Below are 18,369 nucleotides of genomic sequence, written 5' to 3' on the forward strand. Positions count from 1 at the left end.
TGCACCATGGCCATCATTGTTCTCGACCGCGACGGCGTCATTAACCAGCACTCGGATGACCATGTTCGCAGTGCCGACGAATGGATTCCGATTCCCGGCAGTATCGAGGCCATGGCGCAGCTGAGCCAGGCTGGCCACCAGTTGGTGATCGCAACCAACCAGAGTGGCCTGGCCCTCGGCCAGTTTGATCTCGACGATCTTGAAGCCATGCATGAAAAAATGCGTGCGCTGGTGGAAGACGCCGGCGGCGAAATCGCTGCGATTTTTTACTGCCCCCACCGCGACGAAGATCACTGTCGCTGTCGCAAACCGAATACCGGCTTGCTCGATGCCATTGAAGCAGAGTTCGATACCAGCCTGCACGACTGCTATATGGTCGGCGATCGCCGCAAAGATCTCGAAGCCGCTGCGGCCAAAGGTTGCAAACCGGTGTTGGTGAAGTCCGGCTGTGGCGAACGTACACTGCAGGATCTAATACACAATCCCGATCCCCATCTCGCCGCCACTTTAGTGTTTGAAGACCTGGCACAATTCGCCAGCTTTGCGGCAGAATCCAGCTAGCCACCGCACACGCCCTCCCCGATACAGGAACGCCTGTACCAGTTAACCCGCTGTTTTCACAGGGGTTTTTACGACACCTTTGTGAATCATCTCTTTTTTTTTCATCATTAAAAGACTTTTTGCGCCACCCTGTTGCCCCACACATTTGGTTACCGTAGAAACCAATTTGACGGATCACACGCCTCCCATTTACCACGGACGGAATAACAAGAATCGGGCGGCACACCGGATCAGAGGTTGATGGAACGACCAGAGTGACGGAATTTTTCAGTGCAGGACAGCGGCAAGGAAACACGCTGTGTCTCCACACATTATTTTGCTGTTCGCCAGGCGCCAGATACCCCTCGGCCAGTGCGAAGCTCCAGCGTTCCATCCAGGATCTTTTCCGCTATCCATCGGAACGACCTGCAACCATTCGCCAAAAGCGTGCTGGATGCAGGTTTTTTATTTTCATGGGGCACATCTGAATGAAATTTTCACGACCATATCGACTGATCGGCGGGTTGCTCACCGGCCTGTTATTTTCCAGTCCGTTATTTGCAGACGAAACGACAGCGCTGCCACAAGCCGTAAAAAAAGAGCGCAAGATTTATATCGTACAACTCGCCGATAAACCGCTTATCGGCTATGAGGGAAATATCAGCGGACTCGCTGCAACCAAACCTGCCACTTCCGGAAACGGCAAGCGCAAGCGTTTGGATTTCAGCGCAACTAACATAAAACAATACGCCGCGTTTCTGGCCAAACGCAGGGATGAAGCGCTGGATGCGGTTCCCGGTGCGCGCAAGGTTTACGACTACAATGTGGCCTTCAACGGCTTTGCCGCACAGATGACCGACAAGCAGGCAGAACTGCTGCGCAACCGCAAGGACGTACTCGGAGTTTGGGAAGACAAACTTCTCAAGCCACAAACCAATTCCACTTACTCCTATCTCGGTCTCGACCACATACCCGGGCCCTGGTTGCTCGGTGCCACCGGCGAAGATGTCGTGGTCGGCATCATCGATACGGGTATTCACCCGGAACACCCCAGCCTCGAAGATACCCGCACACCCAAGCGCGGTAATCGGGGGCTACCCATTCTGTATGGCCCGGCACCGGAAAGTTTTACCGGCACCGGCTGTGACTTCGGCAATACCGAGGTCAATGCCGCGGACCTGCCCTTCCAGTGCAACAATAAGCTGCTTAAGGCACAGGCCTTTTCCGAAGGGTTCCTTTCCAGAACCACACTCGCGGATTATGAATTCCTGTCTGCCCGCGATGCCGATGGTCACGGTACCCACACCGCCACCACCGCCGCCGGTAACTACGGCGTTGAAGGCACTGTGGGGGGCGAGGCAACCGGAACCCTCAGTGGTGTTGCTCCCCGCGCGCGGGTTGCGGTGTACAAGGTCTGCTGGGACTCGGCCAACCCGGATGACAGTGGCTGCCCCTCTTCCGATTCAATGAAGGCAATCGACCAGGCGGTTGCAGACGGGGTTGATGTGATCAACTTCTCCGTCGGTGGATCGAGTACGAGCTTTAACGGTCCTGACGATATCGCGTTTCTGTTCGCAGCGGATGCCGGTGTGTTTGTCGCCGTATCGGCGGGCAACTCCGGCCCAGGCAAGGAAACCATCGGTACCCCTTCCGGGGTTCCCTGGGTAACCTCGGTCGGCGCCACGGAAGACAACGCCAGTTTCGCCACCGGACTGCAGGTCAGTGCGCCCTCAGAGCTCGCCGGCACCCTCGAAGGACTGGAAGGATCCGGGCCAGTAAGGCTGGCCGACGCCGGTACAATCACCGGTTCGGTGGTTGTGGCCGAGCCGCTCCACGGCTGTGAGCCCCTGGCGAACAGCGCGGAAATGGAAGGCAATATCGCCCTGATTATTCGCGGCGCCTGCGCGTTTACCGACAAGTACATCAACGCCGCAGCCGCCGGTGCGCGCGCGATTGTTGTGTACAACGACGGTACCGGCCCGGACCGCATGGACCCGATCACCATGTCCGTGGGTGAAGCGACTATCCCGGGGATAATGATCCGGCACCCGGATGGTGCCAAGCTCGCCGCGTCTGGCAGCGGCGAAGGGATGCTGAGCCCGGAAATCCAGATCTCCCGCGACAACCGCATCGCCGGCTTCTCTTCCCGCGGCGCTAACCTGGGTGCGCCGGATATCATCAAGCCCGACATCGCCGCGCCCGGTGTGGGAATTCTGGCTGGTATTTCGCCCGTTGGCAGTGGTGAGATTTTTGGCAAGCTGAGCGGCACCTCAATGGCCAGCCCGCACATTGCGGGAGTGATGGCATTGCTCAAGCAGGTACATCCGGACTGGACCCCGGCGATGGCCCGCTCGGCGTTGATGACCACCGCACGCCAGAATATGAAAAAAACATTTGGCGAGGTGGTGGCCGATCCGTTCGATATCGGCGCGGGCATGGTGCAGCCAGCCAGTGCTTTCTTCCCCGGGCTCGTATATGACGCTGGCATAGCTGACTATATTGCCTTCACCTGCGGTGCTGAAAACCAGCCGCAGATTTTCACTTCCGGTACCTGTGCTGCGGTACAGGACATGGGTTATTCCATCGATTCATCGGATCTCAACCTGCCCTCTATCGGCATCGCCGAATTGGTTGGCAGCCAAACAGTCACCCGGCGTGTAACCAACGTGGATCGGGGTACCCACTGGTACTGGGCAGAAGTAGATGCGCCCGCTGGCGTGCAGGTGGAGGTGTCCCCCCGGATCCTGCGTCTCGCGGGTGGGGAAACGGCTACCTTCCAGGTCACCTTCTCCGCGACAGCCGATGCGGCGATGAACGAGTGGGCTTTTGGTGCGCTGACCTGGTCACAGGGCCTGCGCAAAGTACGCAGCCCCCTTGCGGTTCGCCCGGTTCCGCTGTCGGCACCCAATCTGGCCGAGGCGCAGGGTACCAGTGGCAGTGTGAATATCCCGCTCTTGTTCGGCTATGAAGGTAGCTACAGTTCCGTCATCAATGGGCTGGTGGCGGGCGCGGCAAACTCCGGCGCAGTGGTAGACGGGGAAGCTGACCTGATTTTCGTAACCATCCCTGAAGGCACCAGCTTCGCGCGCTTTGCGCTGTTTGATGAGGATGTGGGTGCGGGCAACGGCTCTGATGACCTCGACCTGCAGGTATTGGGTCCGGCCAGTGCCGGCTATCCACTTGCCGGAAGCAGTGGTAACTCGACCTCGGCCGAGAAGGTTGATCTGTTGCAACCGGCGGCCGGCGAGTACGCGGTGTTCGTCATAGACTATGCGTCGGAAGCAGGCCCCACACCCTACACGCTGTTCAACTTCAATTTGAACGGCGACACCGGGAATACCCAGCTGACCGGGCCCGCCACGGCCAAGTTGGGCAGCGCGGAGAATCTCCTGGTTGAGTGGCGCGACCTGCCCGCAGGGACTCGAGCGCTGGGTGTAGTCGAGCATCAAGACAGCAGTGGCGTTATTGGTACGACAGAAGTAATGGTAAATACCCGCTAGGGCATTCCACCCAATTTTCCCATGTAGGCGGTACATTCGTGGCCCGCAACGGAGGCCCGCTGACCAGTTCAGCGGGCTTTTTTTTTGCGCGATGTTTTGTACCCGATGTTCAGTCATCCGTGGGATTTTGCTCCGGATCACGCCTGCTGACCCAAGCTCCATGGCTTCAACTATTGTTGGCTTAGCCCGCGGCCGATAGTGAGTGTCAAATGAGCGCTTGTCATCTGCCCGTCAGAAAACAACAATGGCGCCCCGCCAGACCTACCGGAGGTAAAGCCCGTGCAACAACTGATTCTAAACCCCCGCGCCGAACGCCGCCTGAAGCTGGGGCATCTTTGGATTTACAGCAACGAAGTGGACACCAAGCAGACTCCTCTAAAGGGGCTGGAGCCCGGTAGCCAGTGCGAGATCCTCGACAGCAAGGGCAAGAGTCTCGGACATGCATTGGTGAACCCCAACCAGCTGATCTGTGGCCGGCTTGTTTCCCGCAAGGGGCCATTTACCACGACACAGCTGAAGAAGCGTCTGGAAAATGCCGTCGCGTTACGCAGCCGTTATTTCGATCACCCCAGTTACCGCATGGTCTACGGTGATTCCGACGGCCTGCCCGGGCTGGTGGTGGATCGCTTTGGCGATTACCTCGTGGTGCAGGTGAGCAGCTGGGGAATGGAGCGCTTACTGCCGGACATCGTCGATGCGCTGGTCGGGCTGGTTAAACCGAAAGGGATACTGCTGCGCAACGACCACCAGGGTCGCAAAGTGGAAGAGTTGCCCGAAGTATGCGAGGTCGCCCACGGCGAAGTACCGAAAATGGTGCCGTTCGAGGAGAACGGCGTTCCGCTGCTGGCGCCGGTGTACGATGGCCAGAAGACCGGCTGGTTCTATGACCATCGCGATAATCGCGCGCGGCTCAATCAGTGGGTTAAGGGATTGCGCGTTCTGGATCTGTTCTCCTACGCCGGCGGCTGGGGTGTGCAAGCACTTGCTAACGGGGCCAAAGAGGTGACCTGCGTGGATGTTTCCGCTCAGGCGCTGGACTGGTGCGAGGAGAACGCCGCGCTGAATCAGCGCAAAGACGACCTTGTGACCATCCAGGGTAAAGCCATCGATGCGATGAAAGAACTGATTTCGGCCGGTGAGCGTTACGACGCGATTGTTCTCGACCCGCCCGCTTTCATCAAACGCCGCAAGGATCAGAAATCCGGTGAAGCCGCCTATCGGCATATCAACGAACTGGGCCTGCGCCTCCTCGAGAAGAACGGCTTGCTGGTAAGCGCCTCCTGCTCCATGCACCTGGAATCCGATACCCTGCTTGAAATCCTGCGCGGCGCCGGCCGTCATCTGGACAAGTCCATCAGCATTATCGGCAGTGGTGGCCAGGGCGCGGATCACCCGGTACACCCTTCGATTCCCGAAACCCGCTATTTGAAGGCGCACTTCGTGCACCTGGCGGCCGGTAACGGCCTGTGACCAGACCGCGGGATTAGTGGCAGACGCCTAGGCACATACATAAAAAAACCCCGGTTCGACCGGGGTTTTTTTCGCTTCAATACTCAGGATTCGTCAGAAAGTGAATTTGACCCCGAGCGATGCAGTGCGCGGGCGGTTGGCGCGAGCACCGTCGGGAGCACGGTTGATGATTGCCTGATCGTCGAGCAGATTGTCCACTTTCAGGTAGCCGGTCATATCCTCGCTGAAGTCATAGTGTGCGGCCGCATCCACGACCCAGAGCGATTCGGTGTAGTCGAAGCGGTCGGTATCGCCACGGTTACAGCTGTTGTTTACACACATGTCGTCCTGGTAGGCCGCGGTCAGGTTTACCCGCCAGGCCGCGCCACTATCGATACCCGTGGTAACGGCAAATACGTTTTCCGGCAGGTAGGCAAAATTGTCACCCGCCAGCAGGTCGCCCGCATCACTGTCGCGGGTGATCTCAGCATCGGTCCAGGTGTAGGTGGCCGTCAGCGGAACCACCCAGCCCCCAGCCAGCTGCCACTGGGTACCCAGTGAAGCTTCCAGGCCGCGGATCTCGGATTCACCCAGCTGGTAGCTTCCCGCATCGTCACCATTCGGACAGGGAACGGCGATGGAGCAGTTCTGGATGGTGTTCTCGTAGTCGCTGTAGAACGCGATGATTTCAGCATTCAGCTGCGTGGAAGCAAAACGCGCACCCCACTCGTAGTTGGTCGAGAGTTCCGCACCAGTACCGTCATCGGCACCGCCACCGGGAGGAGCAAAGCCGCGGTGCACACCCGCCAGCAGCGCCCACTGCTCACTCACGTCATACACCAGACCAAGGCCGGGGAGCCATTCATCCAGCTGGTTGGACTTGCTGCTGCCCTTTTCGCTGCGCGCCGGATCGTTGTAACGCTGTTGTGTGGTCTCCACATCTTCGTAACGCAGAGTAGCGGTCAGTGCCAGTTTTTCAGAGACCTGGATCTGGTCATAGACAAACAGTGAGTTGGCTGTGGCGTCTTCAACCCGGTTATTACTCGAGCTCGGCTCGGAAATATCCTGGAATACCAGTGCACCGTCGATTTGGCGGTAGTTCTCAGTCGGTTGCAGGCGATCCACTTCATCCCAGTGTCGGCGTACGCCGAATTCCAGCTGGTGCTCAACGCCCAGGGCCTCGACAAGTAAGTTTGCACTTACTTGCACACCGCGTGCAGTGTAGTTGCGGTCATTGTGCTTGATGCCAAAGTCATAATCGGCTTCGCCATCCAGAACCGCCTGGGCAAAGTCGTCGCCGCTGTTGGCCTCGGCAATCAGGTCGCCGAGGCCGACCTTGAACCAGTCGCGTTTGAACTTGTTGTAGTACGCCTGTGTGTTAATGCTGAAGTTCTTCGCCAGGGCAATGCTGTGGTTCAGCTGCACGGTGCTGTGGCGGTTTTCCATTTCATCCAGGGCGCTGATGCCGTAGCGGCGGTTGGGGTCAGCGGCAAAATCGGCATCGGTGAGGCCCAGGTAGCTCATCCCGGATTCTTCTTCGGAATACTGCAGTTTGATATCCAGCTGCTGTGTATAGGTCGCGTCATTGTCAGACTTGATGCGCCCCTTTACCAGGTAGTCCTCTTTGCTGATATCTGCACTGCCCGCGCCGTCAATCTCGCGAAAGCCATCGGCGCGCTGCTGGTGGGTTTCAACCAGCCAACCGGTAGTTTCTGTGGCACTTCCGTAATAGGTGTGCAGGCGATTTTCACCATATTGACCGGCTTCCAGCTGGACGTGCCCAACGGTGCTGTCAGGGATCTGGGTGCTCAGCATATTCACAGCACCACCGACGGTGAACGGGCCGTATTTCAGCGTGGCGGGGCCCTTCAGGACTTCGATCTGTTCCAGGCGGCCGGCGGTCGGAAAGTAGTATGCCTCCGGTCCGGAGTAAGGTGCCGGGGCCGCCAGCACGCCGTCTTCCATCAGGGAGATTTTCCCCGAGCGCCCGCCGTCGGCACCGCGTATGCCGATATTCGGACGCAGGCCATAGCCATCTTCTTCGCGCAGATACACACCGGGAACAGCGCGCAGCATGCGGTTGATGTCCACAAATTCAAATGCCTGCAGATCTTCCGGTGTCACGCGATGCGCGGAGCCAGGAAGCTTTTGCAGTTGTTCTGCATTTCCCAGAACGGAGACGGTTTCCAGCACTTCCCGCTCAGCGGCAGAGCTGACGCCCGAAGCCAGGGAGGCGGTCAGGGCAAGGCTAATGGGGTTCAGGATAAAACGGCGCATGGCTGCAAAGTCCTTGTTAAATTATTAACACAATCCGAATTATTAATGAGAACGATTATATTTTTATATAACGGCAGTGTCACGAGGCCAGGCGGTTTTTATGGAGATTTTGCAGACATCAATTTGGCGCAATGAGGTTGCGAGATTACGCTTGGGTGCTACATCTTCGGCGCAAACGGAGAGTACATGTTAAGACCGCTGCAGAAATCTGATGTGAAAAGGTTGCTTCAACTCTGGTTTCACCTGGCCTGTACCAGCCATCCCAGTCTGCCACTGGATTTCTGGCGTGAGCAGCAGGAAGCCGTTCGCAGGGAACTAGTGGGTGCACTGGGGCGACCGGGGAAAAAGGGGAATCCCGCAGGGGAACCACTTACCCACTGGGTATACACCCTGCCCGGTTCGCAGGCAGCGGAAGGCCTGGTAACTGTCAGCAAGGAAGGCCAGGTTCGCTCGATATTCGTCTCGCCGGCGGCGCAGCGACAGGGGATCGGTAGTGCGCTGATTGCCCAAGCCAAGTTTGGCAAGGCGCAACTGGAGGCTGCAGTGCTGGAGGAAAATCTCGGCGGCCGTTACTTTTTACAGCAGCACGGTTTCGTCGAAACGTCGCGGCGCTTTTGTGCGGCGGCCAATCAGGAAGAGGTTGTGATGTGTTGCCGGGTTGCCTGAGGGGCTCTACGGAGATCCCTGAGACAGCAAAAAGCCCCGCTGAAATGCACTGTCTTTAAAAGACAAATGCCAGCGGGGCTTACTCGGCTAGGCCGGTAGATAACGTCGATCAGACGTCGAGGTTTTCTACCGCAAGTGCGTTGCTCTCGATGAATTCGCGACGGGGTTCCACCTGGTCTCCCATCAACGTGGTGAAGATCTGATCCGCTGCAATAGCGTCTTCAACCGTCACCTGCAGCATGCGCCGTGATTCCGGGTTCATGGTGGTTTCCCACAACTGTTCCGGGTTCATTTCCCCCAGACCTTTGTAGCGCTGGATGTTATAGCCGCGGCGGCTCTCACCCATCAACCAGGTCAATGCTTCGGGGAAGTTCGTTACCGGCTGTTGCTTTTCGCCGCGCTGGATATAGGCGCCCTCTTCCAGCAGCCCCTGAAGTTTTTCACCCAGACTGCAGATCGCGCGATACTCCGCCGAGTCGAAGAAGTCATGGCTGATCTGGTAGTCGCTGCTGACGCCGTGGGCAACAACATTGATTTGCGGCAGGTAGAGATCCCGCTCGCTGTCGCGCGCCACCGAAACCAGATAGCGGCGGCCGCCACCTTCGCTCTCCCCTTCTAAACGCTCAGCCAGCTGCTCGCACCAGGTCGCCATGGCCGCCTGATCCTTCAGCTGCGCTGTTTGCAGGCTGGGCAGGTACACCATGCTTTGCAGGACTTCCTGCGGGTACAGGCGCGACAGGCGATCAATGGTCCCCATTACCGCACGGTATTCTTTTACCATGGATTCCAGCGCGGTTCCGGACAGGCCTGGTGCTTCCGGGTTGACGAACAGGGTGGCGCTGTCCAGTGCGGCATTCGTCAGGAACTGGGTCAGCGCCGCTTCGTCCTTGAGGTATTGCTCCTGCTTGCCCTTGCCGATTTTGTACAGTGGCGGCTGGGCAATGAAGATATGTCCACGCTCGATCAGCTCCGGCATTTGACGGAAGAAGAAGGTCAGCAGCAGCGTGCGGATGTGCGCACCATCCACGTCCGCATCCGTCATGATGATGATGGAGTGGTAGCGCAGCTTATCCGGGTTGAATTCGCTTTTGCCGATGCCACAACCCAGCGCCGTGATCAGAGTACCCACCTCGGCACTGGACAGCATCTTGTCAAAGCGGGCTTTTTCAACGTTCAGGATCTTACCCTTCAGCGGCAAGATGGCCTGGGTGCGTCGGTCGCGCCCCTGCTTCGCAGAACCACCCGCGGAATCACCCTCCACCAGATACAGCTCGGAAAGTGCGGGATCCTTTTGCTGGCAATCTGCCAGCTTGCCAGGGAGCCCGGCAATATCCAGGGCACCTTTACGGCGGGTCATTTCACGCGCCTTACGGGCCGCCTCACGCGCTCTGGCGGCATCAATCATTTTACCGACGACCGCCTTCGCTTCCTGCGGGTTCTCCAGCAGATAATCATTGAAGGACTGGCCCATCTCCTGTTCGACAGCCGGTTTTACCTCGGAGGAAACCAGCTTGTCCTTGGTCTGAGAGGAGAACTTCGGATCGGGAACCTTGACGGAAATGATGGCGGTGAGGCCTTCACGGGCATCGTCGCCAGTGGTGCTGACCTTGTCTTTTTTACCTACACCTTCCTTTTCAATGTAGTTGTTCAGGCCCCGTGTCAGTGCGGCACGGAAGCCTGCAAGGTGGGTACCACCATCACGCTGGGGGATGTTATTGGTGTAGCAGTAGATGTTTTCCTGGAAGGAGTCATTCCACTGCAACGCAACTTCTACTGAGATACCGTCTTCGCGCTGGTTCTGGAAGTGGAGAACCTTGTTAATTGGCGTTTTGTTCTGGTTCAGGAATTCAACAAACGCGCGCAGACCGCCCTCATACTCGTACACTTCTTCCTTACCGCTGCGCTCGTCTTTCAGCACGATACGCACGCCTGAGTTCAGGAAGGACAGCTCCCGCAGGCGCTTGGCCAGTTGCTCGTAGTGGAATTCGATATTGGTGAAGGTCTCAGCGGACGGTTTGAAGTGCACGGTTGTGCCCGTGGTATCGGTGTCGCCCACAACGGCCAGGGGTGCCTGGGGAACACCGTGACGATAGATCTGCTCATGTACCTTGCCGCCACGACGGATGACCAGCTTCAGTTCTTCTGACAGGGCATTCACAACGGAAACACCAACGCCGTGGAGACCGCCGGACACCTTGTACGTGTTGTCATCAAACTTACCGCCGGCGTGCAGCACAGTCATAATGACTTCGGCCGCAGAAACCCCCTCTTCCGCATGGACTTCAGTCGGTATTCCGCGGCCATTATCGGATACGGATACCGACTCATCCGGGTGGATGGTCACGCGAATTTCGTCGCAATGACCCGCCAGGGCCTCATCGATGGAGTTGTCTACCACCTCAAACACCATGTGGTGGAGGCCCGTACCATCATCGGTATCGCCAATATACATCCCAGGGCGCTTGCGCACCGCATCCAGGCCCTTCAGTACCTTGATGCTACTGGAATCGTAGTTATTCTCTTGCGACATGCTGTTGCTCCATCAATGCCGGCGTTGCGGCCAGGCGAATTCAAACCTAAAAATTTTGTTCAACCGGATCTATCTGACCATGTTCCACGTGGAACATTGTTGGCCTATTCCAGGGTTTGGACAGGCTAAGCCAGGGCTGTGCCGTCGCTTTACCGTCAATTCCCGTAACAAATACCTGATCTGCACACTCACTGACCCAGTGCGCAAACAACCGCTGATTCTCCTCATCCAGCTCCGATGGCAAGTCATCCACAAGGAACACTGGCGGTGCATTAACACCGATGACACCAGCCATTGCCGTGCGCAGGGCGCACACCAGCATCTTTTGCTGGCCACGCGAAAGCACTGCATCGGCAGCCTGCCCATTTACGCTAAAGCGCAGATCGGCGCGATGCGGCCCCACCCTGGTAAAGCCGTGCTCCGCATCGGATTCTCTCGAGGCTGCCAACGCCTCTTCAAAGGCAACCCCCTTCTTCCAGCCGCTGCGATAATGCAGCTCCAGAGCGCCAAAGACACGCTGGGGCAGAGACTCAACCCTTCGGAAAAAATGCTGCCTGAGCGATTCAAATACCTGCTGCCGCAGCGTATCCACCAGCACCGAGCTTTGGATCAACTGCAGCTCCCAGGGAGCCATTAAATTGCCATCGATTTTACCACGACGGAGCAATGCATTCCGCTGGCGAAGTGCAATTTGATAGGCTTTCCAGTGCATTGCGAACCGATGTTCCACGTGGAACACTGTCCAATCCAAAAGCTGACGGCGCACTGCAGGGCCGCCATCCAGCGCGGCAAAGCTCTCGCTGTTAATGACCTGAAGCGGCAAGCAGGCAGCGAGCTGCGAACTGGACTCCGCCGGGTTGTGGTTAATCCGAATCCGACCCTTGCCATCCCGCAACTTTTCGACACCAAGGCTGGTGGCGTTATCAAGTTTGCCGAAGACCGCCAATGCCTCCTGATCATACTGAATGACTGACTGACTCTGACGGGATCGAAAGGAGCGACCGGTACCCAGCATGTGGATTGCCTCGAGTATCGAGGTCTTACCACTGCCATTGACCCCAACAAACAGGTTCACCTCTGCGGGGAACCTTAGGTCTGCAGCAACGATATTCCTGAAACGGGAAATGGCCAGGCGTCTGAGGGACAAAAGATCTACTCCGGACTACCGAAAAACTGAACATACTCGCTAAGAAAAAGCCGCGAATCCCTGAGAATTCGCGGCTTCAAAATCGCAACCGAACTAACAAACAACGATCTGTTACAGGCGCATTGGCATGATCACGTACAGGGCATCACCGTTTTCGGGCTGCTGCAACAACGCACTGCTGTTCGCATCCCCCAGGCCGATACGGATCTGGTCGCTGTGGATAGCACCGGTGACGTCCAGCAGGTAACCCACGTTGAACCCGATCTCCAGCTCCTCGCCGTGGTAGTCCACCATCAGCTCTTCTTCCGCTTCTTCCTGCTCCGGGTTATTCGCCACGATCTGCAACAGACCCTGGGATAACTGGAGGCGCACACCGCGGTACTTCTCATTGGAGAGAATCGCTGCGCGCTGGAAGGCCTGACGCAGGGACAGACGATCCGCAAATACTTCTTTGCCGGACGCGCGCGGCAATACTCGTTCGTAATCGGGGAACTTGCCGTCTACCAACTTGGAGGTAAACGTGTACTGGCCACAGTGCACACGGATATGGTTATTTCCGAGCACGATGTCCGCGCTGTTGTCGCTATCCTCAAGCAGCCGTGCAAGCTCCAGAACGCCCTTTCTGGGCACGATAGCCTGCACAGGTGTCTCTACATTCAAACCAGGTGCATCGCGATCACAGAGCGCCAGGCGATGACCGTCAGTAGCGACTGCACGCAGCTGCTGCGGACGACACTCCAGCAGCAGACCGTTCAGGTAATAACGCACATCCTGCTGCGCCATCGCGAAGCTGGTGGCTTCGATCAGGCGACGGATCTCGCGCTGGGAAATACTGAAGCGGCTTTGCGCACTGGTTTCTTCCTGGTTCGGGAAGTCGCTCGCGGGTAGCGTGGACAACTGGAAACGACTGCGTCCACTGCGCAGTACCAGGCGATCACCATCGCGCTCGAACTTCAGCGCGGCGCCATCTGGAAGAGAGCGGCAAATATCCAGCAACTTGCGAGCAGGCACCGTGACCTCCCCTTCCATTTCCACCGGTGCTTCCAGTGTCAGGCGGCCGACAATCTCAACTTCGAGGTCAGTACCGGTAAGAGAGAGCTCCTGCCCCTGCAACTGCATCAGTACATTTGCCAGTACCGGCAGGGTTTGACGCTTCTCGACAACGCCAGCCACCAACTGCAGCGGCTTTAACAGGGCATCACGGCTAACGCTAAATTTCATATTTTTGCCTTGATCCAGTCTTTTGCTGTTGTTACCGCGGCAGTTTGCACTTCGGCAATACCGGGTATTTTTTTAATAAAAAAGTTTAAGTTTCAGTTCGCCGTCACGTCGTCAGCGAACGCGTCAGCAGGCGAACATCTTCCCGAATGTCGCCGTCCGACTCCTGCAATTGGCGTATCTTGCGACATGCGTGCAGCACCGTCGTATGGTCACGACCACCAAACGCGTCACCAATCTCCGGCAAGCTGTGGTTGGTCAATTCTTTCGCCAGGGACATGGCCACCTGCCGCGGCCGCGCCACAGAGCGACTGCGGCGCTTGGAAAGAAGATCCGCCACCTTGATCTTGTAATACTCGGCCACGACACGCTGAATATTATCGATACTGACCAGCCTGTCCTGCAGCGCCAGCAAATCTTTCAGCGCCTCACGCACGAGAATATCGTCAATAGCGCGCCCGGTGAACTGTGCATTCGCAATCACACGACGCAACGCCCCCTCGAGTTCACGTACATTGGAACGAATACGCTGGGCGATAAAAAAAGCTGAATCGTGAGGCAGGTCGACACCGACCTGCTCCGCCTTTTTCATCAGAATCGCTACACGCGTCTCCAGCTCGGGGGGCTCCACTGCAACCGTCAAGCCCCAACCGAACCGGGACTTGAGGCGCTCCTCAAGGCCGTCAATTTCTTTCGGGTAGCGATCACAGGTGAGGATAATCTGTTGCCCACCTTCAAGCAGCGCGTTGAAAGTGTGAAAAAACTCTTCCTGCGAACGTTCTTTACCGGCAAAAAACTGGATGTCATCAATCAGTAGCGCATCCACGGAGCGGTAGTAGCGCTTGAAATCACTGATGGCATTAAGCTGCAGAGCCTTAACCATATCCGCCACAAACCGCTCGGAGTGCAGGTAAACCACCTTGGCATTAGGGTTTCGCTGAACCAGCGCGTTGCCAACCGCATGCATCAAGTGCGTCTTGCCAAGCCCCACCCCACCGTAAATAAACAGTGGGTTATAGGCACCACCCGGGTTGTCGGCGATCTGCTGTGCGGCGGCGAGACCGAGCTGGTTGGACTTACCCTCCACGAAAGAGGCAAACGTAAATCCGCTATTGAGGGAGCTGCCGTGCTTGATGGCACCCTCTACTTCTACCTTGCGCGGTGCCGGCGCCGGAATCACGGGCGCTGACGCTTCGACACTACCGTGAATATCGGCAGGCAGGCGCTCAGCTGCAGTAAGAATTTCCGCCCCCGCCTCTTCCGCAACTGCATTATCCAGCTGCGCATCTCCAGCGCCGAACAGCGTCGCGGAACCACCACTCGCACCAAAGCGACCGGCGGGCGCAGGGGATGGTGCACTCGGCGACGGCGCACGTGCACGCCCGAAGCTTCCGCTATCCGCACTGGAACGCGCGCCAGGAGCTACTGAGTCAGCGCTGCTGTGATAATTGCCGGATGACAGGTTGCGCCGAAACCGGGAGGCGCGGCGATCCATGGCGACGACCTCGACATGCAAGGCCTGGCCACCATTAAACTGCAAGGCAAGTTCGCGAATGCGATCCAGGTACTTGTCGCTTACCCAGTTGAGGATAAAGCGGTTAGGCGCAACAAGGCGCAATTCGCCCGCGCCACAGTCGTCGCTGACACGCAATGGCCGAATCCAGGTACTGAATTGTTGCGGCGGCAGCTCGTCCTGCATACAGGCCGAACACTGCTTCCAAACGGAATCAGACAAGGAACCCCCCAAAAACAAGAAATGAGGCCGAGAAGTAGCAGCAAAATACGCTGAAAGTTGCCTCAAAAGAGCTGCGCAGTATACAGAGCGCTCCCGCGGTTATCCACAGTTAAATGCAGTCTGGGGAAAACTTTACCAATAAAAACTCTTGCCTTTTCAGCCACTTGAACAATGTTTGCACACACTGAACAGTCGATCTCCCTGCAGTTATCCACAGCCATCTGAGGATATCTTGGGGTCAAACAGTGCACGGCTTCCAATACATGAGGAAATACAAAGCCTTGCGCGCATTGCCCCAACGGGCAGCGGCTCGCGCTCGCCGTTCCCGTATAAAGAAGCCGGTACGGCAAACAACAAAAATCCCTTCCCGCGCCGCCAAATTCCATTGCTTTAACTGATGCCTTTCTATACAATCCGCCGCCTTCGCAGCGCATAACCCGCCGTTCCCAGGTTAGCGCCCTTTTTGAAGTCGCAACCATGCGTCCTATAAAAGGAAAGAAAACCAAGGGAAGGCCGATTGCCGCAGGCGGTCTAGATACGCAAAATTCCAGGACACAACTCCAGGTAGTAACACAATGAAACGTACATTCCAGCCCAGCAACCTTAAGCGCAAGCGCACTCATGGTTTCCGTGCCCGTATGGCCACCAAAAACGGTCGTAAGGTACTTGCCCGTCGTCGCGCCAAAGGCCGTAAGGTTCTGTGTGCCTAAGTCTGCCGCCTAGCGAGCAACTTAAGACACCCGACTAAAGCATGCAGCACTCGCGCAGCGACTTCGCTTTCGGCAAGCCGCTGCGGCTGCTTAATGCATCGCACTATCGTGTCGTATTTGACGATGCGCCTGTCCGAGCAGCACACCCGCAATTCCTGATTCTTGCCCGTCCGAATGGACTGGACCATCCCCGTCTGGGCCTGGTCATCGCCAAGAAACACGTCCGTCACGCTTGTAGCCGTAACCGTATCAAGCGCATCGCCCGCGAAACTTTCCGACTGCAGCAGCAACAACTGTATCCATTGGATGCGGTGGTACTTGCACGCCCCGGAGCCGGCGAACTCGATAAAGCCGAATTAGCTAAAGTGCTGCAAAAATTGTGGCGCAAGCTCGATCAGCGCGCGCGCAATCCGCAAGCGCAAAATAACCAGCCACGTAAACGCAGGGCGCCGGATAAACGGCAAAAGTCGGGCAAGCAAAGCAAAAGCCCAGCGCAAACCGACACCGCTGCACCAGGTGCTCCCTCTCAGGAAGACCCCCAATGACCTGGCTGGCAATCAAGCTGATTCATTTTTACCGGCTGGTTGCCAGTCCCTGGGTTGGCAACCAGTGCCGCTTCTATCCAACCTGCTCCCACTACGCTGAAACGGCATTTAATACTCACGGATTCTGGAAAGGGGGTTATTTAACCCTGCGCCGCCTTATAAAATGCCACCCTTGGCATCCCGGCGGTCTGGACCACGTCCCTCCCGCCCAAGAAAAAACTGACACCCGGGCGGCAGAGTAATGCCGGCCCCTGCGACAAGGCTTTCGAAATAATGGATTGGCAACGCTATACGCTGGTCGGCGGCATCGCCGCGGTCCTTCTGGCTCTGGTATACCAGTGGAATGCTTTCAAAGAAGAGCACGCCCCTGCCATCGATCAGAAAACGGTGGTTCACCACAATCAGAGTCAAAGTGATGCGCTGCCCGGCAGTGCTCCAAACACCTCCAATGCCGACCAACTCCCGGAAGGTGGCAGCAGCTCAACCCAAACCAATGACGGCAGTGGCATACCTGAAGTCGGCAGCGCCACTCAGGCCCAGCTGATCTCAGTGCAAACCGATACCCTGAGTATGCTGATCGACCCGAACGGCGGCGATATCGTCAAGGTCGCGCTGCGCAAATACTACGAGGAGCTGAACCAGCCGGATCGCCCCCTGATCCTGCTGAACCAGACCCGCAGCCACACCTATGTTTCCCGCAGCGGACTTGTCGGCGGCAACGGCCGCTGTACGGCAGGCCGCCCGCTGTTCAGCAGTGATGCCACCGAGTACGCACTGCAGGAAGGCAAAGACACCCTCACTGTCGACCTCAAGCAGAGCCAGAATGGCATCACCTTCACCAAACGCTTTACTTTCAAGCGCGGTGATTACCTGGTGAACGTCGCCTACCTGGTAGACAACGGTCGCGACAAGCCCCTGCTCGCCAGCATGTGCGGCGAGATCATTCGCGACAGCCTGGAACCCCCTGTAGATGTGGGTATCGGCATGTCTCCGTTCCTGGGGGCCGCACTGCACACCAGCGAAGAGAACTACTTCAAGCAGGACTTTGAGGACATTACCAGCAAGCCCACCAAGGAAACCGTCGAGGGCGGCTGGGTGGCCATGGTCCAGCATTACTTCCTGAGTGCCTGGATACCCGCCCAGGACCTGACCAACACCTTCACCCTGGCACCGGCCGGCAACGGCCTGTACAGCATGGGCTTTACCAGCCCACAACTGCGCATCGAACCGGGCCAACAGGGCACTGTTGAAGCCAGCTTCTACGCGGGCCCCAAAGATGTTTACCGCCTGGAAGAGATCTCTCCGTATCTGGATCTGACTGTCGATTACGGTTGGCTGTGGTGGCTGGCCAAGCCCATGTTCCGGGTACTGAACTGGATCCACGAGCACATCGTGGATAACTGGGGCTGGTCAATCATCCTGCTCACCGTGTTCATCAAGGCGCTTCTTTACCCGCTGTCCGCGGCGGGCCTGCGCTCCATGGCACGCATGCGCAAGTTTGCTCCGCAGATGAAGAAGCTGCAGGAACAGTACAAGGACAACCGCCAGAAGCTCGCGGAAGAGACCATGAAGCTCTACCGCCGGGAAAAGATCAATCCGGTGGGCGGCTGCTTGCCGATCCTGCTGCAGATGCCTGTATTCATCGGCCTCTACTGGATGCTGATGGAGACCGTGGAACTGCGCCACGCCCCCTGGATCGGGTGGATTCACGACCTGTCCGTAAAGGATCCGTATTTCATTCTGCCGGTGGTCATGGGTGTAACCATGTGGTTCATGCAGAAGCTGAACCCTCAGCCCACCGATCCAACCCAGGCACGCATCATGCAGCTGATGCCGGTCATGATGACCTTCTTCTTCCTGTGGTTCCCGGCTGGCCTGGTACTGTACTGGATTGCCAACAACCTGATCTCCATCGCCCAGACCTGGTTTATCAACAAGCAGGTTGAAGCCGCAGGCAAATAAGCCAAGGGCGTCCCGCTACAAGCGCGGTTTGCACTAGAGCAAATGGAAATAAAGGGCCGCACTACGCGGCCCTTCTTCTTTCTGACTTTT

13 protein-coding genes are annotated in these 18,369 nt (G+C 57.3%); 8 read left to right on the top strand and 5 right to left on the bottom strand.

The features are described from left to right. The first annotated feature begins 6 nt into the window (after positions 1-6). The 3 genes from gmhB (at position 7) to ACNKU7_RS10760 (ending at position 5,510) form a co-directional block, all read left to right on the top strand. A complete protein-coding gene (gene gmhB, locus ACNKU7_RS10750; protein WP_418296984.1) occupies positions 7-561 on the top strand; it encodes a D-glycero-beta-D-manno-heptose 1,7-bisphosphate 7-phosphatase in 555 nt (184 codons plus the stop codon). A 467-nt stretch (positions 562-1,028) separates the two neighbouring features. Continuing rightward, positions 1,029-4,040: a S8 family serine peptidase gene (locus ACNKU7_RS10755; protein ID WP_418296985.1), complete on the top strand. Its 3,012-nt coding sequence runs from the start codon at positions 1,029-1,031 to the stop codon at positions 4,038-4,040. A gap of 279 nt (positions 4,041-4,319) precedes the next feature. Then, complete coding sequence (locus tag ACNKU7_RS10760) at positions 4,320-5,510, top strand: class I SAM-dependent rRNA methyltransferase (protein ID WP_418296986.1); 1,191 nt, start codon at positions 4,320-4,322, stop codon at positions 5,508-5,510. A 93-nt stretch (positions 5,511-5,603) separates the two neighbouring features. Here the strand turns inward: ACNKU7_RS10760 and ACNKU7_RS10765 are convergent, their stop codons facing one another. Beyond that, positions 5,604-7,766 (bottom strand): TonB-dependent receptor family protein, encoded by a 2,163-nt coding sequence (locus tag ACNKU7_RS10765; RefSeq protein ID WP_418296987.1) that lies wholly within the window; start codon positions 7,764-7,766, stop codon positions 5,604-5,606. A gap of 186 nt (positions 7,767-7,952) precedes the next feature. Here ACNKU7_RS10765 and ACNKU7_RS10770 point away from each other — a divergent pair, with 186 nt between their 5' ends. Continuing rightward, positions 7,953-8,432: a GNAT family N-acetyltransferase gene (locus ACNKU7_RS10770; protein WP_418296988.1), complete on the top strand. Its 480-nt coding sequence runs from the start codon at positions 7,953-7,955 to the stop codon at positions 8,430-8,432. Between the two features lie 109 nt (positions 8,433-8,541). Here the strand turns inward: ACNKU7_RS10770 and gyrB are convergent, their stop codons facing one another. From gyrB to dnaA, 4 genes are all read right to left on the bottom strand, one after another. Continuing rightward, entirely contained in the window at positions 8,542-10,962 is a 2,421-nt protein-coding gene (gene gyrB / locus ACNKU7_RS10775; RefSeq protein WP_418296989.1) for a DNA topoisomerase (ATP-hydrolyzing) subunit B, read from the bottom strand. A 46-nt stretch (positions 10,963-11,008) separates the two neighbouring features. Further along, positions 11,009-12,109 carry a DNA replication/repair protein RecF gene (recF, locus tag ACNKU7_RS10780; RefSeq protein WP_418296990.1) on the bottom strand — a complete coding sequence of 367 codons (1,101 nt, stop codon included), beginning with the start codon at positions 12,107-12,109 and terminating at the stop codon, positions 11,009-11,011. A gap of 111 nt (positions 12,110-12,220) precedes the next feature. Beyond that, a complete protein-coding gene (gene dnaN, locus ACNKU7_RS10785; protein WP_418296991.1) occupies positions 12,221-13,330 on the bottom strand; it encodes a DNA polymerase III subunit beta in 1,110 nt (369 codons plus the stop codon). Positions 13,331-13,433: 103 nt separating this feature from the next. Beyond that, positions 13,434-15,026 (bottom strand): chromosomal replication initiator protein DnaA, encoded by a 1,593-nt coding sequence (gene dnaA, locus ACNKU7_RS10790; protein ID WP_418297105.1) that lies wholly within the window; start codon positions 15,024-15,026, stop codon positions 13,434-13,436. Between the two features lie 611 nt (positions 15,027-15,637). Here dnaA and rpmH point away from each other — a divergent pair. The 4 genes from rpmH to yidC are packed head-to-tail and all read left to right on the top strand — an operon-like array spanning position 15,638 to position 18,279. Next, entirely contained in the window at positions 15,638-15,772 is a 135-nt protein-coding gene (rpmH, locus tag ACNKU7_RS10795; protein ID WP_105102590.1) for a 50S ribosomal protein L34, read from the top strand. 41 nt (positions 15,773-15,813) lie between these two features. Next, the gene (gene rnpA, locus ACNKU7_RS10800; protein WP_418296992.1) at positions 15,814-16,317 is read left to right on the top strand and encodes a ribonuclease P protein component; all 504 of its coding nucleotides are present in this window, start codon (positions 15,814-15,816) and stop codon (positions 16,315-16,317) included. Next, complete coding sequence (gene yidD, locus ACNKU7_RS10805) at positions 16,314-16,559, top strand: membrane protein insertion efficiency factor YidD (RefSeq protein WP_418296993.1); 246 nt, start codon at positions 16,314-16,316, stop codon at positions 16,557-16,559. The genes rnpA and yidD overlap by 4 nt, the downstream gene beginning before the upstream one ends. Positions 16,560-16,590: 31 nt before the next feature. After that, on the top strand, positions 16,591-18,279 hold the full coding sequence (gene yidC, locus ACNKU7_RS10810; protein WP_418296994.1) for a membrane protein insertase YidC: 1,689 nt from the start codon (positions 16,591-16,593) through the stop codon (positions 18,277-18,279). Positions 18,280-18,369: the final 90 nt, after the last annotated feature.

The sequence above is a fragment of the Microbulbifer weihaiensis genome (assembly GCF_048323715.1).
GTDB lineage: Bacteria > Pseudomonadota > Gammaproteobacteria > Pseudomonadales > Cellvibrionaceae > Microbulbifer.